Source organism: Methanosarcina mangrovi, assembly GCF_052057765.1.
Taxonomy (GTDB): Archaea; Halobacteriota; Methanosarcinia; order Methanosarcinales; family Methanosarcinaceae; genus Methanosarcina.
Genome location: NZ_CP195120.1, coordinates 1,853,559 through 1,878,493, shown reverse-complemented (window position 1 = coordinate 1,878,493; position 24,935 = coordinate 1,853,559). Strand labels below are relative to the sequence as shown.

Here is a 24,935-nt window from a genome sequence, read left to right as displayed (position 1 = left end):
TGAAAGGCTGAAAGCTTGAAAAGTCCATTAAAGCAGGAACTTAAAGTTAAATAACATTAGCTATTAAATAAACAAGAATAAAGAATTAATATTCGAAAGATTTAGAGATTTTAAAATTAAACATCAAAAAACTATTTTGGAACTTAGAATCATTTTACAGATTTCTAAATCCATAACCAAAAGAGATCGTGGGGAATAAAATGAAAACAAAAATCATTGTTCTGCTTCTAGTTTTAAGCGCAGTTTTGTTCTCGGGATGCGCTGGAAATGAACAAACCTCCCCGGAAGAAAACGTGACACCTGAAGAAAACGTAACCCCGGAGGAAATATCAACTCCAGAAGAAACTGAAACACCGGCAGTAACGGAAACCGAGGAAGAAATTGAAACCCCGGAGGAAAATGAAACAGAAGAAGTAACTCCGGTAGAAAATGAAACAGAAGAAGGGCCGACTATTAACACGTCCAATATAAGGAAAACTCCCTATACTATAAGGCTGGACAACTACAGAGCATATCCCACAAGCCTGGATATTAAACAGGGAGAAACTGTTGCCTGGCTGAATTATCAGGACAGTCCGAGAAGAGTCTTTACCCTTGTCAGCGAACAGGGCCTCTTTGAAAACGAGAGTTTGGTGTACAGGCGTTCCTTTGCCTATACCTTCAATGAAACCGGGGCCTACAACTTCACCGTTATCGGGCAGCCCAAAATGAATGTCGGCATAACTGTGAGTTAATCCTGAGGTAACCTCCTGAAGAAGTCTTCTGGATGGACTGACGGATAGAATAACTCAAAAGGTATTTACGGCTTTATCTGGGAAGGCAGCAAAACTTTCCAGTAAATTTACTTTTTTTAGCTCCTAAACTTTGCTCCTCATTTATATTTCTGAGACTTCTCTACCTCCCCTCCTGAAGAAACAGGATCTTGAGGCACGGCCAACCAACAAGCGGCCAATATGCCAGCCAATAAGCAGCAAATAGGTCAGCCAATAAGTGAGTTAGTCATTTTTCCGGAAAGTAGTTATTTCAGGTCAGAAATGGCAAAATCGCCTACAAACAAACTATTTTTTAAAATAAGGCTTAATATAAGAAAGTATTATTATTTAATGAGGATTATATTGGAATGGGAGTAAAAAAGGAAAACTTACACAGGGGGAAGTAATGGTGATAAAAAAGCTCATTCTGCTCCTCGTAATCCTGGCAGTGTTAGTGTTTGGCTATCTGAACTGGTGGGGAGGAAATCAGGAGCAGGGAGAAGAGGCACCGGGAGGTTCAGGCGATTCAGGCGGCACTTCAGGAGGAACACAGCCGCCTACAGTGGTGCAGACACCTGAAGAAGCAATAACGTCAGAAGAGATGGAAACACCTGCCGAAACGGAAACATTCGAGGAAGAGGAGACGCCGCAAGAAGCAGAAACGGCTGAAGAGGGAGGAACGCCTGAAGAAACGCTAACTCCGGGTATCGAGGAAGGAATTGAAGAGGAACAAACAGAAAACGTGACTGGTGAAGAGGAAGAACCCGGAATAGTGCAGCCTGCGGAAACCGAGCCAGAAATATATCTCGTAAGGCTCAAGAATTATCTCTTTATTCCCTCCGAACTGGAGGTAAATTCAGGGGACACGGTTGTATGGAGAAATTTCGATGAATCCGGCGTTTTTACCCTGCGCAGCAAGGAAGGGCTTTTTGAGGATCAACAGCTCGGATACGGAAATACCCTGAACTACACATTCACCGAAAACGGAAGCTATAGTTTCAGTGCAAACGGGTATCCGAACATGCAGATGACCATCACTGTAAAATAATAGCACAAAGTATAGCAACTTTAGATGATCTGTAGAACTATAGTGGAAGGGACAACAAAGATTTCGGTTCCGATCCCGCCTCCTGATGCAAATTTCCCTCCCTCAGCAGCACCGGTGTTCTATAACCCGGAGATGGAGCTGAACAGGGATATTAATGTTGCAGCAACTGCAGCATTCGTGGGGAGGCTTCTTTCGAGAAAAGACTTGAAGAGAGAGGAGGTCCGCTACGTAGATGCCTTCTCAGCGTCAGGAATCCGGGGGCTCAGGATTGCAGGGGAAGTAGGAATACATGCGACCATGAATGACTGGAGCCCTGAAGCCTTTGAACTGATAAAAGAAAATATAAGAATTAACGGGCTTGAGGAAAAAGCCCAGGCTACACGCAAGAACGCAAATGTCCTGCTCCATGAGCAGAAATTCCATATCGTGGATGTCGATCCGTTCGGGACCCCCTCGCCTTACCTTGATGCAGCCGCAACTTCGGCGCAGAGTATGCTCTCGGTTACTGCGACGGATACCGCTCCCCTCTGTGGAGCTCACCTGAACTCAGGGATAAGAAAGTATGCAGCCGTACCTCTGAACACGGAATACCACAGCGAGATGGGTTTAAGGGTCCTGCTCGGAGCCTGTGCAAGAGAACTTGCAAAACACGAAAAAGGGATGATGCCCCTGCTTTCCCATGTAACGCGGCATTATGTCCGCAGCTACCTTGAAGTGCTCCCGGGGACAAAACAGGTTGACAGGACCCTGAAATCTATGGGATTCAGCATCCACTGCCCAAAATGCGGGTTTAGGGGCCCTGTCTACGGGCTTGCCGTACATATCGAGAAGGAATGTCCTGCCTGCGGGGCCCTGACAAAAATTGCAGGTCCTCTGTGGCTCGGGCCCTTCAGGGAACCTGAGTTCTGCAATGAAGTGCTTGCCGAGCTTGAGACGCACCCTCTGAACACGAAAGATAAAGCAAAAAAAATAATTACATTCTGCAGGGATGAACTCGATATTCCCATGTTCTATGACCAGCATGTGATCTGTAAGGAACTCGGGGCTTCTGCAACAGGGATCGAGACTCTGATCGAGGCGCTTAAAGCCGGTGGATTTGAGGCTTCAAGGACTCATTTCAGCGGGACTTCGTTCAGAACAGATGCTCCCATTGCTGAAATAAAGAAAATAATCCAGGAACTCTCCGGCTGAAGCGAGTATCCCTTTGAAGCCCTGAGGTCGAAACCTGTTCAAATATTATATAAACTATAAAAGAATAATAAACGCCTGAACTCAGATCCGCAAATAAACCGTTAAAAAACTCAATGTGATATCATGTCCGACGATGATGCAGAAAAGCTGTTTTTGCAGGAAAAACCCACGCTTGCATTGCTATTTGTAGGTTCGATGGGAAAAACCTATGCCTCGGTTATTTCAAAGGAGATAGACTCGACCTTTGCCCACACTACGAGAATCCTTTCGAAGATGGAACAGTCCGGACTTATAAGATTCACATTTGAAGGACGGATAAAGTTTGTCGAACTTACGGAATACGGAAAGGAAGTGGAAACCGCCCTTAAAGAGTTCCGGGACATAATTGCAGCAGAAGCTCCTGCAAGCAAAGAAAGTCCAGAAACAGGAGACGAGGAACCGGCAGGAAAAGGCGGAGCAGAGGAAGGCAAAGAACCTGAAGAACAGGAAGAAGTAACCGAAATTGAGAAAGCAAAAGAGCTTGACCCTTTAAGTGTTGAGGTCCTTGAAAAGGTCCGGAATCTCAGAAATAAGATAGAAAGCCTCCACAGGGAAGCAGTTGAGAAAGGGCAGAGTAAGGAGATGGTTTCCAGAAAACTTGGCCCTTACAGCCGGGATGTTAAAAAACTGCAGAGCCAGATTGAAAAAGCTGAAAGCCCTGTTGACGAAGCAGTAGTTCTGGCTCTGGAAGAGACTGAAAGGCTCCTTGAGTCTTATCTGAAGAGCCCAAAACCGGAAAATGCGTAAACGGCAGACACAGGTAGAGAGAAAAGCGGCAGGAAGAAAATGAAAAAAGTAGTAACCCTTCAGCATCTTTATGGAAAAAACCGGGATAGAATGGCTGAGCTCCTGAAAAACCTGGTTGAGAACGAATTAAAAGACCTCGAGGTAAAAGTTGAAGTCTCCATTACCCCGGAAAACTGGGCAGAGTTCATTCTTGAGGGGGAAGATGAAGAGGTATCGGCAAATCTCCTGACATCAAGGTACGGAAGTCCTGCAAAAAAAGCCGAACCAGGGAAAGTATACCTGGGTTTTCTTCAGGCCTTTACGGAAGACGCTTTTATGGTCAACATAGGCGTCCCTTTGCGCGTTGAAGCGGAGGAACTCAAAGCCCTGGGCAGCGGAAAGCCAAAACAGCTTGCAGCAAGGTTTGGCCTTATCCCTCACCTGCCGATTGAGGTTGAGGTATCTGAGGCGAACAAAAAAATAAAAACCCGCTTCACTAAGAAACAGCTTGACCTCTGGTGGAGCTGGAAAAAAGCAAGCACTGACAGGGTTATCATTAATGCCGCCACCCGTTCGGAAATAAAAAATGCAGTAAAAAAGACAGGGCACGGCAGGGATATTTACGAAATCGAGCGCCTTGGCCTGCTTGAGCATGCAGTCGTGTGCCGCGAAAAAACCGATGGGCCCGGAATCGTGGCAGCAATAGGACCCCGGCTGAAATCCGAAATGGGAGTCGTAATCGGAGATTCCCGTTAACCATGTACCCAGGTTCAATTTTTATGATACAGTTTACGTAAAGAGAATCATTTCTTAAAAGATGGAGTTTATAATAAAAATAATTATGTAAAAATTGAAATATAAAAAAATAATTTATATTGTGATTTCAAAAAGACAGCGCTTGTGCCCGGTTCCATAACACTCGGTTTCCAGAACTCCACATTCGTTTCCCATTTTTTCTTTAAGGATGCCTTCAAGGATGCCTTCTCTGAGGGCACAGAAGGGTTTTCCTATTGCTGGCATATACCTGGCCTTGAAGTCATCTTCGACCTGAAGAGCAGGAGAATCGCCTATTAGCACCGAGACCCGGCACTCTCCGTGGAATTCCATAAAGACTGCAATTTCATTGAACAGAGCTTCAGGGGTGCCGGATTCAAAATTAGCAGAGAGGCACTTTCCAATGTCCCTCCCGATCATCCTGACAACAGGGGCATTATCAATCCCGTATGCTTCAAAACCAAACCGAAGCACGTGAAAGAGGGCTTCCATAAAACAGAACCTATCATTCCCATTTTCAGCAACTTTTTCCAGCAGGCTTCTGTAATGCTCCAGAAATGGCTCCCGAGAGCAGCCCATATACTGGGAAGTCAGGGAATAAATCTTCTTGCGACGGTCTTCAGGGTCCGAATTTTCTTCAACAAGCTCGCTTGCTCTGAGATTATTAAGATGAACGGAAATGGTTGATTTGGCTTTTGCCGTATATTTTACGATTTCGTCAAACGATTTTGGCTCTTCCCTGAGCAAATTCAGGATCTGGAGTTTAACGGGGCTGTCTATGGCTATGAGCCCTCTTTCGGTATAAAAGAATTCAGTTTTGGTCTCAGGTTTTGCCATAATATCTTTAGATAAGTTGTGTTTTGAATATATAAAACGTTCGCGTGACTACGAATAATCATGTTTAAAATATAATAATACAGGCATATAAGATTACAAATAAAGTGAGATGGGAAGGTAAGTAGAATCAAATAGAGTAAAGGGACGAAGTAAAGCGATGAAGCAAAGGAACAAATTAAAGCGAAACAGAGTTAAGTACCGATAAACTAAAAATAGGACTCCAGCTAAAAGATACAGGAAGAAAAGAGTACTCTTACATGAAGAAAAGAGTACTCTTACATGAAGAAAAGAGTACTGCAAAAAAATTTCAGGATTTTTCAAAAAACGTACTCCAGAAAAGAAGCATGAAATTCTTCAAATAACATGCACAAAGAAATGGAAGTATCTCTCAAATCACAGTGCTTTCATGTCAGAAAAAAGAAAAAAATGTCAGAAAAAAGAAAAAATATACCGGTCTGTTTACAGACCAATTTTTGAAAAAGCAATGGGGAAAACACATGGGACTATTAACACGGATGGAAACCGTATTCAAGTCAAAGATGAACAAAGTGCTTAACAAAATGGAAGACCCTCGGGAAACACTTGATTATTCCTATGAAAAGCAGCTGGAACTGCTGCAGAACGTAAAGAGGGGTGTTGCAGAAGTGACAACTTCTAAAAAACGCCTCCAGCTTCAGCGGGCAAAACTGATTCAGAGCAATGAAAAACTTGAGAGGCAGGCAAGGGATGCGGTTGCCGCTGACCGGGAAGACCTTGCAAGGATGGCTCTTGAGAGAAAAGCAGCCCTTCAGCAGCAGGTCGAGGGGATTGACAGAGAAATTGCAGAGCTCGAAAAACAGGAAGAAAAGCTCGTTGCCTCGGAAAAGCGGCTTTCTACAAAGGTAGAGATCTTCAGGACAAAGAAAGAATCCATCAAAGCCCAGTACTCGGCAGCCGAAGCCCAGGTGAAGATTAACGAGTCGGTCACCGGGATCAGCGAGGAGATGGCAGACGTGGGGCTTGCCCTTGAGAGGGCCGAGAATAAAACCGAAGAAATGAAGGCTCGCGCCGAGGCAATCGACGAACTTATGGAAGCCGGCACCCTCGAAGATCTCACAGGCAACAGGGACGACATCGAACGCGAACTCGCAAAAATCAGTGCCCAGACCAGTGTCGAATCCGAACTTGCAAAGCTTAAAGCCGAAGCCGGGAAGGGCTCCGAAAAAGAAAAAACAGGGGAAGAAAAGAAGGAGGTCTGAAGATGATAATCAGGATCATGGGAGAGGGACAGTACCGGGCACCCGAAGCCCTCTGCGATGAATTAAACAAGATAGATAACAGGATTGTAGTTCTTGTTTCGGAAGGAAAAACCCAGGAATTCAGAACAGAACTCGCAAAACTGATCTCCGAGATTAAGGAAAAAGGAGAAGCAATTGGCGCGGAAGAAATCCTGGAATCCGATATCATTGTCCCTCCGGAAGACCTGAGCCTTGAGGAAGCAAAAGCCATATTTACGGGTTCAGGGATTTTTGAGGACTGAGAGCTTTAAAAAGCTGCGATTTCCAGAAATATAAGATCAGGAATCTCTGTTTAGCCAGTCACCTGATTTTCAGCAGGCAACTTTCCTTAACCGGACGCCGGTCTTTATCTGAAGAACCATTCCTCTAACCAGGAGGGGCTGTTCTTTATCTGAAGAACCGTTCCTCTAACCAGCAGGGCTGTTCTTCTAACCGGAAGAAACTACCTTAACCTGAGCATCCTCCTATCCCGGACCCTTCAAAAAAATAGTTGACCGAATACCATGAACAGTTTCCGGATAATCCGGGTACTCCAGATAATCTGGAAACTGTTCCGGCGAATTTGTAATCCTATCGGCAAAAAAGAACTGGTAATTTGAATATCTGCATTACCTGACAATCATTACAGGGACTTTTGAGTGCCTGAGAACGTTTTCTGCCACACTGCCGATCAGAAACCTCTGGACTCCGGTCAGGCCCTGTGTGCCCATTACTATCAGGTCAATATCACTCTCCTCTGCATATTCAAGAATTTTTTCAGCCGGGACACCTTTCAGGTACACAGGTTCCACTTTAACTCCGGCTTCTTTTCCAAGTTTTTCTACATAACCGGTTGCAACTCCTCCTTTATTTGCAAGATATTCTTCAAATGCCTCAGTCCAGCCCATAACTGACCGGGCAGTTCCAGCGTGTTCGGTAGAAACAACATACAGGGCAGATACTTCAGCCCCTGTTGCCCTCGCAATATCGATTCCATAAGCAGCTGCTTTTTGAGCGTTTTCTGAACCATCCGTTGCAATCAGAATTTTTTTGAAAATATTTGCACTCATTTAACTACCCCCTTTATTTTTATAATTTAAAATATGCAGGTATTACTATTAAAATTTCATCCTGAACGAAACGTCAGTAATAAGGAAATTTAAAGAAAAAATAATGATCGACTTGCCCGAATTGCTGTCCGTTGAGTTGCTATCCGTTGAGTTGTTATTCGCCCAAGTTGCTATTTGCCCGGGTATACGGAACTATTGAATACATATTGTCCCAAATGTGGCAGTCTCCCTGGTAGGGCGGGAGTTCTATGGGAGTTGCACTGCAAATGCAACAGTCCACAGGGTTCAGTTCCGTGAGCTTGGATACAGCCACATGAGTCTTATTTCAGGTTGTTTCCCCAATTTTTTTCCTGAATTTAAGCGTAAATTTTGTGCCGTTACCTCTTTCAAGGTCTATACTTCCCTCAATCTGGTCCACAAGAGCATTTACAAGCTGCAGTCCAAGGGATTCCGTGTTCCTGAAATCAAGATCTTCGGGGAAGCCCTTCCCGTTGTCTGCGAAGATAAGAATGAGATTTTCACTGCTTCCAGATGCTTTAAGGAGGTTTTTAGCACCCGTGTTTTTGACGGCAGAAATTCGATCTGAGCTTTGAGTCACATTTATTTTTTCGCTGCCCACCCTCTCATTTATTGCTTCATTTATGCTCTCACCGGCCGTCTCATATGCATTTTCACCTGTCGTCTCATATACCTTTTCACCGGGCGTTTCAAATGCCTTTTCACGTATTATTTCAGGCATCTGTCCCCGGGCTCCCTCCCTTAACATGGAAATGTTGATCTCTCCTCCTTTCCCCGGAGAGAAGGCGTACTTCAGGGAGTTGGTAAAAAGTTCGTTGATTATAATGCCGAGGGATACTGCCAGATCAACTCCGAGGAAAACATTTTCCACATTAAGGTTTACCCGGATAGCGGAACTCCCGGTACTGTACGAATTGCAGAGGTCGCCTATTAGCTTGCGGATATAGGAGGAGAAATCAAGTACGTCAAGGTTTCCGGATTCATAAAGTTCTTCGTGTATAAGCGACATTGAAACAATCCGGCTTTCGCTTTCCTTGAAAGCTTCGATAACTTTTGAGTCGCTGAACTGTTCAGCCTGCAGGTCAAGCAGAGAAGAAACTATTTGCAGGTTATTTTTGATCCTGTGGTTGATCTCTTTTTTCCGGAGCTGCTCGGCTTTTGCAAGGGCTTCTTCTGCAGCTTTCCTTTCGGTAATGTCAATGACCACTCCCTGGAAATAAGTGGCATGACCCTCAGCGTCCCTCTGGATGTAAGTCCTCTCATCGACCCAGCGAAGTTCCCCCGTTTTTGTGCAGATCCGGTATTCCATCCTGAAAGCGTCGCATTCGCCTTCAATGCAGCGGTCAAGCTTTTCCTGAACGTTTTTTAGATCCTCCTTATGGACAATATCGCCGTAAGGGATCCTTCCGGAGGTGAAGTCTTCAACCTCATACCCGAACAGGGAGACATTTTCAGACACGAAATCCGCAGGCCATTTATCCTCGTTCCTCCATAAGAAAACGACAGCAGGACTGTTATTGATGACTATCCAGAGCACTTTCTGCACTTCAAGGGCAATTTTCAATGCCTCTTCACTTTCCCTGAACATGCTGCAGATACCCGGAATCATCCCCAAATCCTCCGAACACCCCGAAACCTCTCCTTTTTTCCTTTTGTAGATAGCTGTAAGCTCCTTTGGAATTACTTCTTCCAGCTCATGCATCGAATAACCCCAGGTTTTTCGATCAGGAAAGCGGGCATTTTTCCCGGTAAAAAGTTCACTGCAGTCCTGAAAACTCTGGCTGACATCTCTGAAATAAGCAGGGTTTGGAACATCCTCGAGCAGAGATTCCAAAAAATGTATCCGGCCCTGAATTTCGGTGTCAATCTCTTTACATTTCTGGACTTTTCGAATCAGAGAGAGGACATATCTCAAAAAACGTACTTCTTCAGGGGCAAACTCATCCTGCCTGGTTCTGTAAAGCGTTATGACCATGAGGGGTTTTCCCCGGCTTCTGATAAAAACACTGATCCCGCCGGCAAGCTCACCTAACCTGGAAGGCTGTCCGGTACATCCGATTTCCTGAATAGAAGGCGGATTTTCCGGGAGATGGATGCAGTAGTTAGGAAGCTTGAAAATTCTGCAGAATTCGGCTTTGAGAGCGGAAGCTACCATCTCCGCAGTCCGGTCCATCAGGGTTTCGGGAAAGGTCTCTTGCTGCTTTTCCTGCTTAAATAGTTTTTTCTTTCTTGCTGTCATAGAGGCAAGGTCCACTCCGTAAATATGCACATATCCATTTTCCACAGGATTAAAAGTGAATAAGTATTCTTTTTTATTCATTTTTACTTCAATGTTTAAAACTTCTTTCTTCCAGATCGCTTTTCGGACAAAAGGAAGAAATTGTAAAGGAAGTTTCCGGCCAATTCCTGTTCTCCAGATTTCAAGTTAAGGAACTGAGGCTTCATTTGCATAAAGTACAATTCCATCATTTCCAGCCCTCATTGCGGGATAAGGGCTTGTAGAAAAGAGATTAATCACCAATTGTGACCCACTTTCTCCGCTTTTTACTGTAGTAATTCCCATTACAAACTCTCCGTTTGCTACAAATTTACATGTTATTATGCATAGGTATTGATTAATCTGAATAAAAAGATTTCAGATAAGAGATTTTTATAAATAAAATGAAAATTCCAGTGCCCGAAAAATGGGAAAAGAATATTAATCTCTTAATGGAAAAACCATGCCGGATACTAATAAATTTTCATTTCCCCGTAAATATCCCGATTGTGGATGGCATAATGGAATAATTTTTATGGACTGATTCTTATCTTTACTTGGAAATGAAAACCAGGTGATATAACTTGTCAAAAAAACAGGGAATTATTATCTTGCTTCTCACAGCATCGCTTCTTGCTTCAGGCTGTATGGGAGACAGCGGAACGAAACTCTCAATTTCAGGCAACGATACCGAAATTAATGTAAGCATCTCCGAGCAAGCCGAGGGCAGCTGGTGCCCCGCAGGTTCTCAGGTCCAGATTAAAAATCCCACCACCGGAAAAGCCCTCAATATGACAGTTACCGGCACCGAAGAGTTCGAAAACGAAACCCTTTGCAAAGCTATGATAAAAACCGGAACCGAAGAGAACAACACCGGATACGAGTACATGTGGTCACAGGACAAAAACACCACAGTCTGGACAAAGTACGGCGAAGATGGAAATATATCAATAAGATACATCTACGCGGACGGAAAAAAGACGATCATTGATGGGGCGGGAAGGACACTTGAGTTCGGGGTACAAGCATAAGAAATAACATTCTACCCCTTCCCTTCGTTTACCCCTGAAAATCTTACCTGAAAATCTTACCTGAAAATCTTACCTGAAAATCTTACCTGAAAATCTTAAAAATTGCAGAACCTCTCCTGATGGAAATAAGGGACTGAGAGAAATACGGATTTAGTAATACGGGTTCGTAAAGAAAAGAAATTATGGAAGAAATAATAAAAACTAATCAAAAAGAAAAGAACAAAATAATGTCGGAATAAAAAAAAGTGGGTTGCCTGAATGTTGCCAGAAACGGCTGTTTCCATCTTTTTCATCCGAGCCCTCCCAGATCCGCCTCTTGATTTGGCAGGTAGCCGGATTGCTTTCCTGAAACCGCTGTTCCCTTGTTAGTTTCCGACACCCGCTTGAAACCAGTTCTCAGATTGCAAGAGGGTGGTGCGAATGTTGGCCAGAAGCCTTGTGGGCTCCCTTGTTTGTTTCGACACCGGTGCTGGGCGGCAAGAATGTTGGCCAGAAACACCTTTCGGGCTTCCTTGTTGGTTTCTGACACCCATGCCTTTTCTCTCGGGGTTCCAGACTTAAAGGTCTGCCCCAAGGATTCTCGCTTCGATAGATCCTTTTTCTGGACTCGGCTTTCCGATAGTCGTCCCGAGCAAAACGATCCAGCCAACAGGAAACAGTATCAGCAGAAGGCTATATGCAGCAATTGCTGTTACAATCGATTTTCCTGCAAGCTTCTTCAGAGCATCCATTGGTACTCCACCCCTGGCGTGGTTGTCTTTTTTTTTGCTTGCGTCGTTTCGATAGTTGGGCAATTTTTACCCAGTCTTACCCAATGTCTTCGATATTGTGCGTAGTACACAATAGCATACAATTCTATGCAAGTCCTAACTTATATAGATTTTCCAAAAATAATATTACGGTCTGTATATATTTTATACTGATTAACGATGATAGACTAAAAAGACAATTTTTCATGTTTTTTAATATTCTTTCATATATGTCCCGGCAATTCCCACAATCTCCAAAACATCCATGTATTTAAATGCTTCCCCATAACTCCCCCAGGTTGCCGCAATGTGTCTTTTTTTCCGGAAAAATTCTTTTTCCTGAAACCTTTAAACGCTTTGTTGCCCTAACCGTTAAGTATTCATGGCAGGCAATTCCGATGAGATAAAATCAAAAAATGAACCTGATGTTAAGAAAAAGACAAAAAGAGACAGCAAGAACATGCCAGATACTTTTACTGACACTACGGATAACCGGGGCTCAGGCCCTTCTCGCCAGGATTTCGAAAACCAGGCAAACGTTGTTATAGTTAGATACGGGGAACTTGCTCTTAAAAGCACAGGCGTTCGGAACTGGTATGAGAAAATTCTCATGAAGAACATTGCCGCAATGCTGGACTCAAGGAACATTCCATACTCCCTGCTGCGGAGAGAATGGGGCAGGATATTTATTGAGACGACAGATCCGAGAGCGGCTGTAGCGGCAGCAGATGTTTTTGGGGTTGTTTCAACTTCCCCCGCACTGGTAACGGAACCAGACCTTGAGAGTGCAGCCAGGACCTGTGCTCTTCTCGGAACAGGCCTCATTCGGGAAGGGGAATCTTTTGCTATCAGAGCGAGAAGAAGTGGAAACCATTCTTTTTCGTCAGCTGATATAGGGAGAAACTGCGGAGATGCTGTCTGGAATGCACTTGAACAGGAAGGAAAACAGCCCAGAGTGAATCTCAGTTCTCCAGATAAGGAAATTTTTGTAGAGATGCGCCAGAATCTGGCTTACGTTTACCTGGAGACGGTTAGAGGAGTAGGAGGGCTACCCCTTGGCACACAGGGCAGTATGGTAGTGCTTATGTCCGGCGGCCTCGATTCCCCTGTTGCTGCATGGCTGATGATGAAGCGTGGAGTAATGATCACCCCTGTCTACTGCAATAACTCTCCTTATGCAGAGGACGCGGCAAGGAAACGGGCTTTTGACTGCATCCTCCAGCTCCAGGCCTGGGCTCCGGGATACCAGTTCACAACTTATGAGATCCCTCACGGTCCGAATCTCAGGGCTTTTATCGGGACATGCGACCGAAAAAATACCTGTCTCCTCTGCAAACGCATGATGTACAGGGAAGCTTACGAAGTGATGAAAAAAGAAGGGGCAAGCGGGATTATTACAGGCTCGTCCCTCGGACAGGTAGCCTCCCAGACTGCTGCCAACATGCATGCCGAAATCTACCAGCTCGCTATCCCGATTTATCACCCATTAATCGCCTTTGACAAAAGCGAGATCGTGGATATCGCCCGCAAAATCGGAACCTATGAGATCTCTACAAGGCCAGCCGGAACCTGTACCGCAGTTCCGGAGCGACCTGAAGTTAAGGCGAACTTTGACCTTATTGTTCTTGAAGAAAAAAAGCTTGGGATTGAGACCATGGTTAGCGATGCTCTGAAGGCTGTAAAAATCCTCAAGCTCTGATTGGCGCCCCGGCTCTTGAAAAGAGAATTTTGGTATCGGATAAGGCCAGAATTCTCCAGCTTATTTTTAGGCCAGTTGACTTGCAAATAATATCCTGTTTAGTAATATACTTTGAAAAGTATATAAAATTGAAATGGTTTATATAAGATTTCTTACTTTTAATATTCTGGGCGTTATACTTCCAATGGAGTTCAAATCCAACCTCCAGTTCAATCCACAGGTTCAATCCACAATCACAGTTTTTATTTTATAGTTAACGCCCTTCTACTTATCAGAAATTGACCCGAAACATTCCAAGGAACTAATCATACCATACTTTACTATATTTTTCATGGTGAGGCGGAACTTTCTCCAAAACGAACTAATTTAAAAAATTATTTATTTTTACTCCTGCTAATCTATTCTATGAATAGTTTTTCCAGCTCAGATACAAAAGTTTCCAGAACAAGAACGATTTTGCTTTTATTTACGATTATAAGTTTCCTGTTGATGACTGCCGGCTCGCTGTATATCGATATGTTCCCTGATAATCCGGAAAAAGGCGAGTTTCTTATAAGCACGGCAGGTCCGGTATTCTGGTTTTTCTGCGGTCTGTGGCTCCTTTTTAATTTAGTCACTTTCCTGAACTCCAGGCGCTAGAGAATCCCTGCTGGAATTTCTCAGGCAGACATCCCGGAAAAGCTGGCATGAATAACTGATAATGTGAGTTAAAAAGAAGCTTGACGCATTCTTAGAACCGATAATGCAATTGAAAAGAAGCTTCCTGAGCAGGGAAAAAATTACTGAAGAGGTGCGGATTTATCTACAATATTCAGGCTCTCCATATAGTGTTGCGGGTTCGGACGTTGTTTTTACTCACCCAACCGTAAAACAGACTACGACCCGCAGGTATAACGTAGAAAGCCGAAAACTCTCCTCAAGGTAAAAATCGGTTTCTACTGGTTCCTTTCGCTTTTTTCTTTTGCCTTTTCCGACCTGTTTTTATAAAGAGCCATTTCTATATTGCTGATAAGGTCCTCTTCTTTGAAGGGTTTTGAAATATACCCTGCAGGTTCTGTTAGTTTTGCCCTCTCCAGAGTTCCGGTATCAATGCAGGAAGTAAGGTAAATAACGGGTACCGAAAAGCGCGAATTGATAACCCTGGCTGCCTCAATCCCATCCATACCCCCTTTTAACATAATATCCATCAAAACAAGATCAGGGTTTGTAAGCTCTGCTTTTCTTATAGCCTCTTCTCCCGAACTGGCAATTGTGGGAACGATATACCCTATTTTTTTTAATCTGTTTCTAAGGTTAAGAGCTACGATATTCTGATCTTCAACGACCAGAATCTTTGCTTTGTCCATTCTTTCACTCCGTTTTTTATCATCCCGTCTCCGGAAAACGTACTTAAATTTATAAATCAGTTAAACAATGTTTTATCGGATTAAATATTTAACCCTGTCGCAAATAAGCTCGGGTCTATTCTTTTTCTTGCCTGAAAAACAGATACGACCCGTACTGCCCGAAGAAATACTCATGTAACATTTTCATTTTTTAAAAAACGATGGAAAACAAAAGAGGTAAAAATGAAAAGCGGAATTCTTGAGAAAGGCTATTAAATTTTAGAATTTTTTAGGAAATATGTATCCGCCTTAGATTGGTTTTAGGCGGGTACGGGCTTTTGTGATATACGGAGGGGTTTTTATTCATCGACGCCGAAGAGTTATATTCGTCAACATGGGAGTGTTTTATTCGTCGCCGCCAGAGCTCTCAATCTCTTTTTTTTCGGCTCTGTGTTTATGGAGTGCCATCTCGATATTACTGTGCAGGTCTTCTTCTTTGAAAGGCTTGGAAATGTATCCTGCCGGTTCCGTCATTTTAGCCCTTTCAAGGGTTTCATCATCAGTGTAAGCTGTCAGATACAGGACAGGAATTTTAAGGCGGGCTTTTATTTCACGAGCAGCTTCAATTCCATCCATATCCCCTTTCAACATGATATCCATCAAAACAAGATCCGCATTTGTTAACTCTGCTTTTCTTATTGCTTCCTCTCCTGTGGATGCAGTACCGGGTACGGTATAACCCAGATTTTTGAGTTTATTTCTGATATTCAGAGCAACAATGTTCTGGTCTTCAACAACCAGAATTTTTGCTTTTTTCATTTTATCTCCCCTTTAACACTGGATACTCTTTCAGATGACTGGCAGGGCTCTTTAAACCAGATCTTGAACTTAGTTCCAGAACCATTTTCAAGTTCAATCGTACCCTCCAGTTGCTCAACAAGTATATTTACCAGCTGGAGACCCAGAGAGCTCGTGTTCCTGAAATCAGCATTTTCCGGAAAACCCAACCCATTATCCGAAACTACCAGTATGTACTGTGTATTTTTATCTACTGGACTCTTAGAATCCATATTATTGATGATATTACTTATACTTTTATTTTCATTATTTTCTTCTGTTCTGCAGAGACTGATGCAAACCTCACCTTTCCTGCCTGATGGAAACGCGTGTTTCAGAGAATTGGATACAAGCTCATTGATGATTATCCCGAGAGGAACCGCAGTATCCATTCCAAGGAAAATCTCTTCGATGTTGAGCTGCATATTGACGTCCCCTTTTCGGACAGTGTATGAGTGGAACAGGTCTGCAGTCAGTTTCTTAAGGTAAGCTGAAAAATCCAGAGTCTCGTTATCTCGGGACCTGTACAGTTCCTCATGAATTATCGCCATCGTAGCAACCCGGTTCTGGCTCTCCCGGAAGGCTTCAAGAACGTCGATATCGTTAAACTTCTCTGCCTGAAGTTCGAGGAGACTTGAGATTACCTGAAGGTTGTTTTTTATCCTGTGGTGTATTTCTTTTTTACGGATTTCTTCCGATTTTGTAAGAGATTCTTCAGCTTCTTTTTGCTTGTTAATATCATAGATTATCCCCTGGAGAATTCTTTTTTTTCCAGATGGATCGGAAACATTCTGGATAACCTCACGAACCCACCTTAGTTTTCCACCCCTGTGCCTTATCCGGTACTCATGCTCTATTAAGAGCCAGGGGTCGTTTACCAATCTCTCTCTATTCTCAAAAAGCCTGCCTACATCTACGGGATGAACAAGCTGGTACCAGCTGGTTTTTCCGGAGAGGAAGTCTTCTCTTCGGTAACCCGTAGTTTCTTCTGTATTGCCGTCTATGAGAATCAGAGCGAAGTCAAGTCCCAGCTGGAAGGCAATTCCTCGGAAGTTTTTCATGAAGGATCGATAGCGAGCTTCGCTTTCTTTCAGTTTTTCAGAAGCCAGTTTTATGCCTGTGATATCTTTTATTACACCTAAAGACCTTAGAATATTTCCGTCTTCGTTCCTCTGGTAAACCCCGCTGTCTTCCACATGGATATAGGTTCCATCCTTCTTCCTGAACCTGTACTCAATACGGAATTTATCGTCGGTTTTCTGAAATCTCCTTATTTCACCAAGGGTTCTTTCCCGGTCTTCAGGATGGATATGGTTTTCCCATGAAACGTAGTCGAATTTACTAAACTCATCTACTGTATATCCTGTGACATCCAGAATAGCTCCTGCCCACTTGATCATTTTCTCCCCGTGATCATGTTCAAACACTATCTGCCCGGTCTGTTCGGCAGCTATTCTGAACCTCTCTTCACTTTCCTGAAGTTTTTCCTGAACAGATCTCTTCTCTGTGATGTCTTTTATCACTCCGGCTGCCATATACACACAGCCTTTTTCATCTTTCAGGTAAACTCCTTCGTCCTCTACATAGAAGTAAGTTCCATCCTTCCTCCTGAACCTGTAGTTCTGGTGGAAATCCCCCCCATGCTGCAGACAATATTCGTGAACGTCCCTAATCTTTGGGAAGTCTTCCGGGTGGACCAGGTTCAACCACCCATCGACCCTAACTTTCTGGAACTCTTCCCTGCTATACCCTGTAATCTGGGGAATTGCTCCTGCCCAGTCAGTTTTGTCTTCCGCGTAATTATCATGATATAAAAGCATTTTAGTTTTTTCTGCAATCAAACGGTAGCGGTTCTCGCTCTTTGCCAGTTTCTCATGGGCAAGTTTTCGATCAGTGATATCTTTTATTACCCCAAGAACCCTGTATACGCCTCTACCCCCGGCTTTCAGGAAAACGCCGCCGTCTTCAAAACAGATGTAGCTTCCATCTTTTCTTCTGAACCTGTACTCTTCAAAGAATTTCCCTCCATTTTTAATGCACCTTGTATGGGCTTTTACTATTTTTTCCCGGTCATCAAAATGGATGTGCTGAGCCCATACTTTGGGAGTAAAACTCTGAAACTCTTCAAAACTGTAACCTGTAAGTTCTTCTATTGCTCCGGCCCAGGAAATTTGATTGTTCTCCGCATTATAATCATAAACAAGCTGCCCGGTCTGTTCCGTGCTAATGCGGAATCTCTCTTCACTTCTTTCAAGTGTTTCCCTGGCAAGTTTTCTTTCCGTAATATCTTTTATTACCCCCACGATTCGGTAAACCTGGGAAAGGTCATCCTGAAGATACACGCCGCTATCTTCTACATGGAAGTAGCTTCCGTCTTTTCTTCTGAACCTGTATTCTTCGAGATATTTTCCCCCGTTTTTCATACACTTTTCATGCGATTTCCATGCATTTTCGCGGTCTTCCGGATGAACGTTGTCTATCCACCCTTTCAGATCTACCCGACTGAACTCACCAGGGCTGTAGCCTGTAAGCTGCGAGATTGCTCCAGCCCAGTCAATTTTATTTGATTCGGCCTCATAATCATAAACGAGCTGTCCTGTTTGCTCGGCAGCAATCCTGTATCTCTCCTCGCTATTCCTGTAAGTTTTTTCAGCTTCTTTGCGCTGAGTAATATCCAGAATTACGCCCACAACTCCGGCAATCTCTCCGGAACTATCATCATAAGTGGCCTTGTGGAACAGGAAATCTCTGTTTACGCCGTCAGCGCAGATAACCCTGGTCTCGCAGTAATGATCCCCCCCACGATCAAGAAGTTCCCTGTCATGTTTATGGTAGATCTCAGCAAGCTCTTTTGGAACTCTCTTCTGAAACTCGGAGAACGACCCTCCTATGACCAGCTCCTTTGGAAGCCCCATGATTTGCCTGGCAAAACTCTCATTACAATTTACATAAGTTTCATTTCTATCCCTCTGGAATACAGGGCTTGGAATGTTGTCCAGAAGGGACTCCAGAAACTGGAGATTATTCCGGAGGGTTTTTTCAACTTTCGTTTTCTCGATTACTTCCCGTGCAAGTTTATCTTTTGCTTCTGCGCACTCAAGGGTTCTCAGTTCAACAAGTTTTTCCAGCTTCTCATGTCGGGACCTGAGTTCCTCTTCAGCCCGCACCCTGGAACTTATGTCAAACCCGTAGATGTCTATGCACTCGTCTTCCGGACGAGGATAAAGCATCAGAGTATACGTAGCTTTCTCTGTGCTGATTTCAAGATTTTCAGGCTTTTCCCGGGAAAAAATCCTTCTTATATCGTGCCTCAGTGCTTGAGGAAGCTCGTTTCCTTCTTTTATACCCCAGTGCTCAAGAAGAAAGCAGGCTGCCCCGTTGGCATAAATAACCTTGCCGTCCTTTTCTACTCTGAGGACGGGGTTAGGGTTCTCCGGAGGTAAAGGCTCTACTGTTTTTTCTTGCAGCTCTATTGAGGTTACCCTATCCAATTGCCCAGTCTCTTCCTTTTTCTCGGGCAAGCCGTTACATTTAATCTTCCAGTCCCCCATTTTTCACTTTTGCCTTAGTCTTCTGGATCACAGAGTGAGAACCACGTTTTAGCTTAAAAAAGGGTAAAAATAGCCTTGCGGATTTTCCCATTTTTCCGCTATTTACTCCCTTCAATCCGGCATCTCGGGATTTTATTGCAAAAAAAATATTTGTTGCTCTGTTATGTATCCATTATTTAAAAAGGATATGATGTAATACAGGATTTTGAAATGTTCGGATCTGTACGGCAAAAATACCAAATAGAGAAGTTCAATTGAAAGCTCTCCTTTAAAATAATGTATTATAGGTGGCCAGGGGGAGCTTCAACTTTCCCTGGCCATCTGAGGGGGTTATTCTAGCGTGGGATAACCACACTAATATTTAAAAAGAGTTATTTGTATTTAATTGTTTTCATTCTTTTGACAGTTAGTAAGAAATTTATGCAATAAAAGATGCCAGAAGAGCTTAAAACCTCATAAACAATATAAAAATATTTACAAAAATTGCAAAAAAAACTCCAATGTATGTAGACAAAATTAATTATTACTTACATAAATTTTAATCAATGAAACAGATATAAAAAAATAATTATACTCCATCCACTGAAAGCAGGTTTTAAATCCATTTATAATAAGTTGCTACTACCAAGCTAATCTTAAGTTCCCTCAAAATAAGCACAAAAAAAATCCACCCCCTATGATGTGCTCAATACCAGAAAAAAGATTTAAGGGTGTTATTCTGGAAAAAAAGATATTGTCAATTCTTTTTGCTGCAGCTCTTGCTCTCCATGCCTTTGCTGGGTGTGCCGCCGCCACAACCTTTACGGTTGATGATGACGGCCCGGGAATTACGCAACTATCCAGGCAGCTTTAAACGATGTCGTTGGTGGTGACATTATTGGTAACACTATAATAGTGCAGCCAGGGACATATCCGAACGATGAACGAATTCCGGTAAATGCGTCTGGATGATAAAAGAGCTTCCGGATATCCTTCCATCGGAGGGTTTACTATCCTGATGCGATCCAGGGTTGAAAGGTTGACTATCACAAAAGGAATCGATTTTGACACGGCGGAGGTAGATATCCAGAAAGGGAATGAAACTGAAGAACCTGAGGCAAGTGGGAACAGGAATTCTCTGTTGAGTATCGGGACTGTTACAGCGGGCCTCCCTGCCAGAGGAATTATTCTGAAGAGCATGAAGAAGTAGTCATTTCGAAGCTTTTATGAAAAAATTTCCAATCCTGTTCCATTTTCTTTTTTCAGGCATCTGAATTCCGTTTCATCCGGAGAAACGTATTCCATTAGCCTCTGGCAAAATGCATAGGATCTGTTATATCTTTTGCATTCTCCACACCTTGATGGCATATAATCCGTTGTTTTGCCTCCCTTACACTACATTTTAATTATATTTCACATTTAAAGAATATAACTTTTAAAAGTTATATATTTTACCCACACTTTAATATTTATTTTAATACGTGTATAAATTATTTTCATCCCTTTCCTGTTTTCCTTAAAATGCGGATCGCGTGAAGAACCGTTCTGGAATGTTCCCGGAAGGAACGCCATAATCAGGAACAAATACTGACCAGGTAGAGGGTTCTCCTTTGAGGCATGAGAATATGGGTTTTCCACAGGAGATAGTTTAAGAAAGTTCAGGGTTTATTTCAACAACCACACCAAGACCAGACCGTGAGGAACACCTTTCTCATTTTTGTGATATCACCCATTAATTTGCAAAGTGTTATATAAGATGTACAGAGAAATAGACAATGTACAGAATAAGGCATTATAGAACAAGGTTGGTGATTTTTATGGGTTTAAGGTCGTTGCTGACAGACCCTTCTAGGTGTACGGGCTGCAGGACATGTGAGATGGCTTGCTCCTTATATCACGAGGGTGAGTGCAATCCAGTGCTATCACGCATGAGGGTAGTAAAATACGAGGCCCTGGGGAGGAACTTTCCATCGGTGTGTTCCCAGTGCAATAAGCCCCAGTGTTTGGCAGCCTGTGACCAGGGGGCCATCAGACTGAACGAGAACACTGGAGCAGTTTTTGTTGAGGAATCCCTTTGCATAGGATGTCGTTCCTGTTTAATGGCCTGTCCTTCCATGGGCTTCCATCCTGTGAAAAAGGTGGCCTTCAAGTGCGATCTATGTGACGGAGATCCTCAGTGCGCCAGATTCTGCCCATCCGGAGCCCTCACTTTCCGGAGTGTGGACGAATTCCTCATGGAAAAGCGTCGAGAAATAGCAAATAAAGTAATTCTAACCACCGAGGAGAGATAAAGATGGTCGATGGTTGGACGGGCAGAAGGCTAAGAATAGACCTGAGCAAGGGTGCGGTTAAGGTTGAGGAGATCGAGAAATCTTATAGGGAAAAATGGCTTGGAGGTCGCGGTTTTAACTCCGAACTTCTATACCGTGAAGTGGGACCGGATGCGGACCCTATAAGCCCGGAGAACAAGCTGATCTTTGGCGTTGGACCATTAACTGGAACCTTCGCACCTTCGAGCGGCCGGACTACAGTAACCGCCAAATCACCATTAGGTGGGGGCTTTGGGGACGCGAATATGGGCGGCCACTGGGGTCCTGAGCTAAAGTTTGCAGGCTACGACCAGCTGGTAGTAGAAGGAAAAGCAACCAGACCTGTTTACCTCTGGATAGATGATGAGCATGTGGAGATAAGGGACGCCGGGCACCTCTGGGGCAAGACTATCCCGGAGGCGGACGCGATTATTAAGGAGGAGCTGGGATCAAAGGAGATCCACGTCGCTTTGATTGGTCCGGCCGGAGAGAACCTGGTCAGATATGCTTGCATCCTGAATGACATACATAGAGCAGCCGCAAGGGCAGGAATTGGCGCTGTAATGGGCTCCAAGAATTTGAAGGCAGTAGCCGTTCGAGGCACAAGACCTGTAACATTTTCCCGCCCGGAAGAGTTTTACCAGGTCTGTGCTGATATCCGCGAAAGACTGAAGCGAGATTTGATGGTTCAGATGCTCTATGATCAGGGCACCTGGCTTCTAACAATGCCCGCTAATTATGAACAGGGCTGGTTCTGCTGGCACAACTTTCAGAAAGGCTTCCATCCGGATGCCAGTAAGCTCAGTGGCGAAAACCATAGGGATAATTTCCTTTCTCACCGGGAAGGCTGCTTTGCCTGCCCTATATCATGCGGCAGGTTCAGTAAAATAAGGGAGGGCAAGTATGCAGGCGAAATCACCGGAGGACCGGAGTACGAGACTCTGACAGCCGTAGGGCCGCGCATCGGCCTCCTTGACATGGACAAGGTAGTGCATAATAGTAAGCTGGTCAATGAGCTGGGCCTGGATTCGTGTTCCTGTGGGGGAGCTATCGCCTGGGCTATGGAGTGCTGGGAAAAGGGCTTGCTGACCCAGGAAGACACGAACGGCCTTATACTTGATTGGGGAGATCAGACTTTAATCGACCGACTTATCAGAATGATCGCTTTCCGAGAGGGCTTTGGCAATATCCTGGCTGAAGGATCCAGTCGGGCAGCAGAGCTTATGAGCAGAGGTAAAGATTTTTCTATCTCTGTAAAGGGCCACGACATGTCCCAGGACGATCCTCGCGGGCTTGGCTTCGCCTTTGGAATAGGGTTTGCCACTGGCCGCAGGGGCGGTGACCATCTCCAGGGCCTGCCCTGCCTGGAGCTGACCGGTGCCTTTTATCCCGGCCTGGTAGAGAAGATCCTGGGAACAAGGGAAGCGGAGGACAGTTTGTCTCCAGTTAAAAAGCCGGAAATGGAGAAATATTCCGAGGACCTCAAAGCAGTAGGTGATAGCCTTACGCAGTGCACCTTCACACACAGCTGGTCTTTTGCCGTTCAGCCCGAAGACATGGTGCGGCTACTATCTGCGGCTACGGGCATGAACATCTCTACGGATGACCTGCTCAAGATCGGCGGAAGGATAGTACACCTGGAGAGAGCCTACTGGAACCGCCTCCTCGTAGGGTGTATGGAAGACCGGTGTCCAAAGAGGTTCACCCAGGAACCCATGCCTGACGGCCCGAATAAAGGCACGGTCTTCCCGGAGGCGGATCTGATTCCTCGCTACTATGATGTGCGTGGTTGGGATAGAAAGACAGGTTTTCCTCTTCCTGAAGTCCTTACGGAGTATGGTCTGGAGGATGTTACCGGAGACCTGGAGTCTTGCCGGGAAGAATACCGGAAAAAAGTGCAGATGGCAGAAAAACTGTAAAACACTTAGAGGCAGCCTGAACTCATGGGGTTAGGAAAAAATGCAGGTGACTGTTCGATACTATGGCTTTTTCTCTACAGTGACGAAGAAGCTGTATGAGACCCTGGAAGTAAAAGAAGGACAAAAGGTTAAGGATCTTATAGAAATCCTATCCGGGAGATACGGCTACAAATTCTCGCAACTTTGCTTCATCCGACCCCTTTACAGCGATAAGGAGTATGCGAATGTCTGTCTTAATGTCCTGGACCTGAATAATATCCAGAAGTTTCCCCGAGGATTGGAGACTGCCCTTAAAGAAGGGGACACGGTCTCTTTTGGTGTGATGGGAGGAGCTGCATGAGCCAGGATAGATGGTCCCGGCAGATCTTAATACCAGGTTTCGGGAATGAGGGGCAGCGTAGTCTTTCAGAAAGCCAGGTGGCTGTTCTGGGTCTGGGTGGTGTGGGTGGCCCTGCTGCCCTCTACCTGGCGGCTGCGGGTGTAGGGAGCCTGATTTTAGTCGATCGGGATGTTGTGGAGATCAGCAACCTTAACCGCCAGATACTCTTCTGCGTAGGAGACCTGGGTAGTCTCAAGGCAGAGGCAGCCGGTAAACGACTGCTATCTCTGAATCCCGACATGAAGGCTAAGGTCGTAGCCAAAGACCTGACAGAAAGTGATATGCTTACCCTGCTGAAAGGTTGTCAGTTCGTTCTTGACTGCTTCGATCGGAATGCTGATCGTCTGGCGGTCAACCGGGTTTGCCTGAGGCTGGGAATTCCTGCAGCCCACGGCTTTGCACAGGACTTCAGCGGCGAAATATTAACGGTGATTCCTGGCAAAAGTGCATGTTTGGCATGTGCACTGGACGAAAACTTTCCCGAGCTCGATATCACGCCTGTTATGGGAGTGACTACTGGCCTGGTCGGAACCGCTATGGCAGCGGCTGCTATCCTCAACCTGACGCAATTGGGAGACCCAGCAATCGGGGAGAGGATCATTTACGACCTGGCTTTCTCCAGGGTCCTGAAGATTCCCGTAAAGAAAAATATCCGCTGTCCTGCCTGCATGAATGTCCGGGCTGAAAGCTAAAAACTCTTCTTTACTTTTAGAAATATTAGAACTTTTTAAGTGGGTCGGTCAGGCCTTGCGAACGGCAGCCAAACCCTTCCAATCTTCCATGTCGAGCTCCGGCTTTTCGGCCCGATATTTCGCATACAGTGCTATTCCCACAGGGTCTTCAAGGATATCAACCTTGACGCCCCTCTTGCGCAGCATCTGTTCGTTTCCCGAGGCGTTTGTAACATCGCCGACAACCACGCAGTCGAATTGGCGCATATATGTCAACGTAGCGCAAATATCACATTGGCCGAGCGTTGTGAAAATCGTGGTATAGCTAAAGTCCTGCCGTCCCTCATCGCGTATGCCGAAGTTTCACCGTGGTTGTAAGGGGCGTTATCCTGCACAAGCGTATTATGCCCTTTTCCGACTGGCCGAGCGTTGTGAAAATCGTGGTATAGCTAAAGTCCTGCCGTCCCTCATCGCGTATGCCGAAGTTTCACCGTGGTTGTAAGGGGCGTTATCCTGCA

26 protein-coding genes and 1 pseudogene are annotated in these 24,935 nt (G+C 44.6%); 16 read left to right on the top strand and 11 right to left on the bottom strand.

Annotated features, from left to right (window positions below; genetic code table 11):
* Nucleotides 1-200: 200 nt before the first annotated feature.
* The 5 genes from ACSAZL_RS08575 (at nt 201) to ACSAZL_RS08555 (ending at nt 4,512) form a co-directional block, all read left to right on the top strand.
* Entirely contained in the window at nt 201-734 is a 534-nt protein-coding gene (locus ACSAZL_RS08575; protein ID WP_440948269.1) for a hypothetical protein, read from the top strand.
* Nucleotides 735-1,158: 424 nt separating this feature from the next.
* Nucleotides 1,159-1,800, top strand: coding sequence for a cell surface lipoprotein (locus ACSAZL_RS08570; protein ID WP_440948268.1), 642 nt, complete (start codon nt 1,159-1,161; stop codon nt 1,798-1,800).
* Between the two features lie 24 nt (nt 1,801-1,824).
* Nucleotides 1,825-2,991, top strand: coding sequence for a tRNA (guanine(10)-N(2))-dimethyltransferase (locus tag ACSAZL_RS08565; protein ID WP_440948267.1), 1,167 nt, complete (start codon nt 1,825-1,827; stop codon nt 2,989-2,991).
* A gap of 123 nt (nt 2,992-3,114) precedes the next feature.
* Nucleotides 3,115-3,777 carry a MarR family transcriptional regulator gene (locus ACSAZL_RS08560; RefSeq protein WP_440948266.1) on the top strand — a complete coding sequence of 221 codons (663 nt, stop codon included), beginning with the start codon at nt 3,115-3,117 and terminating at the stop codon, nt 3,775-3,777.
* A 39-nt stretch (nt 3,778-3,816) separates the two neighbouring features.
* On the top strand, nt 3,817-4,512 hold the full coding sequence (locus ACSAZL_RS08555; protein ID WP_440948265.1) for a DUF2110 family protein: 696 nt from the start codon (nt 3,817-3,819) through the stop codon (nt 4,510-4,512).
* Between the two features lie 114 nt (nt 4,513-4,626).
* Here ACSAZL_RS08555 and ACSAZL_RS08550 read toward each other — a convergent pair whose 3' ends face one another.
* Nucleotides 4,627-5,367: a V4R domain-containing protein gene (locus tag ACSAZL_RS08550; RefSeq protein ID WP_440948264.1), complete on the bottom strand. Its 741-nt coding sequence runs from the start codon at nt 5,365-5,367 to the stop codon at nt 4,627-4,629.
* Between the two features lie 497 nt (nt 5,368-5,864).
* On the opposite strand from ACSAZL_RS08550, the gene ACSAZL_RS08545 reads away from it, so the two are divergent.
* Both ACSAZL_RS08545 and pspAA read left to right on the top strand, forming a co-directional pair.
* Complete coding sequence (locus ACSAZL_RS08545; protein ID WP_440948263.1) at nt 5,865-6,605, top strand: PspA/IM30 family protein; 741 nt, start codon at nt 5,865-5,867, stop codon at nt 6,603-6,605.
* A gap of 2 nt (nt 6,606-6,607) precedes the next feature.
* Entirely contained in the window at nt 6,608-6,886 is a 279-nt protein-coding gene (gene pspAA / locus ACSAZL_RS08540; protein WP_440948262.1) for a PspA-associated protein PspAA, read from the top strand.
* Nucleotides 6,887-7,252: 366 nt separating this feature from the next.
* On the opposite strand, the gene ACSAZL_RS08535 is transcribed toward pspAA, so the two are convergent.
* The 4 genes from ACSAZL_RS08535 to ACSAZL_RS08520 form a co-directional block, all read right to left on the bottom strand.
* Nucleotides 7,253-7,693, bottom strand: coding sequence for a universal stress protein (locus tag ACSAZL_RS08535; protein WP_440948261.1), 441 nt, complete (start codon nt 7,691-7,693; stop codon nt 7,253-7,255).
* A gap of 154 nt (nt 7,694-7,847) precedes the next feature.
* Complete coding sequence (locus tag ACSAZL_RS08530; RefSeq protein WP_440948260.1) at nt 7,848-8,006, bottom strand: hypothetical protein; 159 nt, start codon at nt 8,004-8,006, stop codon at nt 7,848-7,850.
* 12 nt (nt 8,007-8,018) lie between these two features.
* Nucleotides 8,019-9,995: a histidine kinase dimerization/phosphoacceptor domain -containing protein gene (locus ACSAZL_RS08525; RefSeq protein ID WP_440948259.1), complete on the bottom strand. Its 1,977-nt coding sequence runs from the start codon at nt 9,993-9,995 to the stop codon at nt 8,019-8,021.
* Between the two features lie 141 nt (nt 9,996-10,136).
* On the bottom strand, nt 10,137-10,274 hold the full coding sequence (locus tag ACSAZL_RS08520; protein ID WP_440948258.1) for a hypothetical protein: 138 nt from the start codon (nt 10,272-10,274) through the stop codon (nt 10,137-10,139).
* A 278-nt stretch (nt 10,275-10,552) separates the two neighbouring features.
* Here ACSAZL_RS08520 and ACSAZL_RS08515 point away from each other — a divergent pair, with 278 nt between their 5' ends.
* The gene (locus ACSAZL_RS08515; RefSeq protein ID WP_440948257.1) at nt 10,553-10,999 is read left to right on the top strand and encodes a hypothetical protein; all 447 of its coding nucleotides are present in this window, start codon (nt 10,553-10,555) and stop codon (nt 10,997-10,999) included.
* Between the two features lie 557 nt (nt 11,000-11,556).
* Here the strand turns inward: ACSAZL_RS08515 and ACSAZL_RS08510 are convergent.
* A complete protein-coding gene (locus ACSAZL_RS08510; protein ID WP_440948256.1) occupies nt 11,557-11,730 on the bottom strand; it encodes a hypothetical protein in 174 nt (57 codons plus the stop codon).
* Between the two features lie 478 nt (nt 11,731-12,208).
* Here ACSAZL_RS08510 and thiI point away from each other — a divergent pair, with 478 nt between their 5' ends.
* Nucleotides 12,209-13,447: a tRNA uracil 4-sulfurtransferase ThiI gene (gene thiI / locus ACSAZL_RS08505; RefSeq protein ID WP_440948814.1), complete on the top strand. Its 1,239-nt coding sequence runs from the start codon at nt 12,209-12,211 to the stop codon at nt 13,445-13,447.
* A 398-nt stretch (nt 13,448-13,845) separates the two neighbouring features.
* On the opposite strand, the gene ACSAZL_RS08500 is transcribed toward thiI, so the two are convergent.
* A complete protein-coding gene (locus tag ACSAZL_RS08500; protein WP_440948255.1) occupies nt 13,846-14,064 on the bottom strand; it encodes a hypothetical protein in 219 nt (72 codons plus the stop codon).
* Between the two features lie 125 nt (nt 14,065-14,189).
* On the opposite strand from ACSAZL_RS08500, the gene ACSAZL_RS08495 reads away from it, so the two are divergent.
* Complete coding sequence (locus ACSAZL_RS08495; protein WP_440948254.1) at nt 14,190-14,372, top strand: hypothetical protein; 183 nt, start codon at nt 14,190-14,192, stop codon at nt 14,370-14,372.
* Between the two features lie 10 nt (nt 14,373-14,382).
* Here ACSAZL_RS08495 and ACSAZL_RS08490 read toward each other — a convergent pair whose 3' ends face one another.
* The 3 genes from ACSAZL_RS08490 to ACSAZL_RS08480 form a co-directional block, all read right to left on the bottom strand.
* The gene (locus ACSAZL_RS08490) at nt 14,383-14,793 is read right to left on the bottom strand and encodes a response regulator (protein WP_440948253.1); all 411 of its coding nucleotides are present in this window, start codon (nt 14,791-14,793) and stop codon (nt 14,383-14,385) included.
* A 384-nt stretch (nt 14,794-15,177) separates the two neighbouring features.
* Nucleotides 15,178-15,591 carry a response regulator gene (locus tag ACSAZL_RS08485; protein WP_440948252.1) on the bottom strand — a complete coding sequence of 138 codons (414 nt, stop codon included), beginning with the start codon at nt 15,589-15,591 and terminating at the stop codon, nt 15,178-15,180.
* Complete coding sequence (locus ACSAZL_RS08480) at nt 15,588-19,100, bottom strand: PAS domain-containing protein (protein ID WP_440948251.1); 3,513 nt, start codon at nt 19,098-19,100, stop codon at nt 15,588-15,590. The genes ACSAZL_RS08485 and ACSAZL_RS08480 overlap by 4 nt, the downstream gene beginning before the upstream one ends.
* Before the next feature lie 997 nt (nt 19,101-20,097).
* Between ACSAZL_RS08480 and ACSAZL_RS08475 the strand changes: the two genes are divergently transcribed.
* The 6 genes and pseudogenes from ACSAZL_RS08475 (at nt 20,098) to ACSAZL_RS08450 (ending at nt 24,438) form a co-directional block, all read left to right on the top strand.
* Entirely contained in the window at nt 20,098-20,349 is a 252-nt protein-coding gene (locus tag ACSAZL_RS08475; protein WP_440948250.1) for a hypothetical protein, read from the top strand.
* A gap of 565 nt (nt 20,350-20,914) precedes the next feature.
* Nucleotides 20,915-21,010 (top strand): annotated as a pseudogene (locus ACSAZL_RS08470) (hypothetical protein); the annotation flags it as partial.
* A gap of 102 nt (nt 21,011-21,112) precedes the next feature.
* Complete coding sequence (locus ACSAZL_RS08465; RefSeq protein ID WP_440948813.1) at nt 21,113-21,430, top strand: 4Fe-4S dicluster domain-containing protein; 318 nt, start codon at nt 21,113-21,115, stop codon at nt 21,428-21,430.
* Nucleotides 21,431-21,432: 2 nt separating this feature from the next.
* Complete coding sequence (locus ACSAZL_RS08460; protein ID WP_440948249.1) at nt 21,433-23,367, top strand: aldehyde ferredoxin oxidoreductase family protein; 1,935 nt, start codon at nt 21,433-21,435, stop codon at nt 23,365-23,367.
* 40 nt (nt 23,368-23,407) lie between these two features.
* Nucleotides 23,408-23,707 carry a MoaD/ThiS family protein gene (locus ACSAZL_RS08455; RefSeq protein ID WP_440948248.1) on the top strand — a complete coding sequence of 100 codons (300 nt, stop codon included), beginning with the start codon at nt 23,408-23,410 and terminating at the stop codon, nt 23,705-23,707.
* Complete coding sequence (locus ACSAZL_RS08450; protein WP_440948247.1) at nt 23,704-24,438, top strand: HesA/MoeB/ThiF family protein; 735 nt, start codon at nt 23,704-23,706, stop codon at nt 24,436-24,438. The genes ACSAZL_RS08455 and ACSAZL_RS08450 overlap by 4 nt, the downstream gene beginning before the upstream one ends.
* 48 nt (nt 24,439-24,486) lie before the next feature.
* Here the strand turns inward: ACSAZL_RS08450 and ACSAZL_RS08445 are convergent, their stop codons facing one another.
* Nucleotides 24,487-24,666 carry a hypothetical protein gene (locus tag ACSAZL_RS08445; protein ID WP_440948246.1) on the bottom strand — a complete coding sequence of 60 codons (180 nt, stop codon included), beginning with the start codon at nt 24,664-24,666 and terminating at the stop codon, nt 24,487-24,489.
* Between the last annotated feature and the right edge of the window lie 269 nt (nt 24,667-24,935).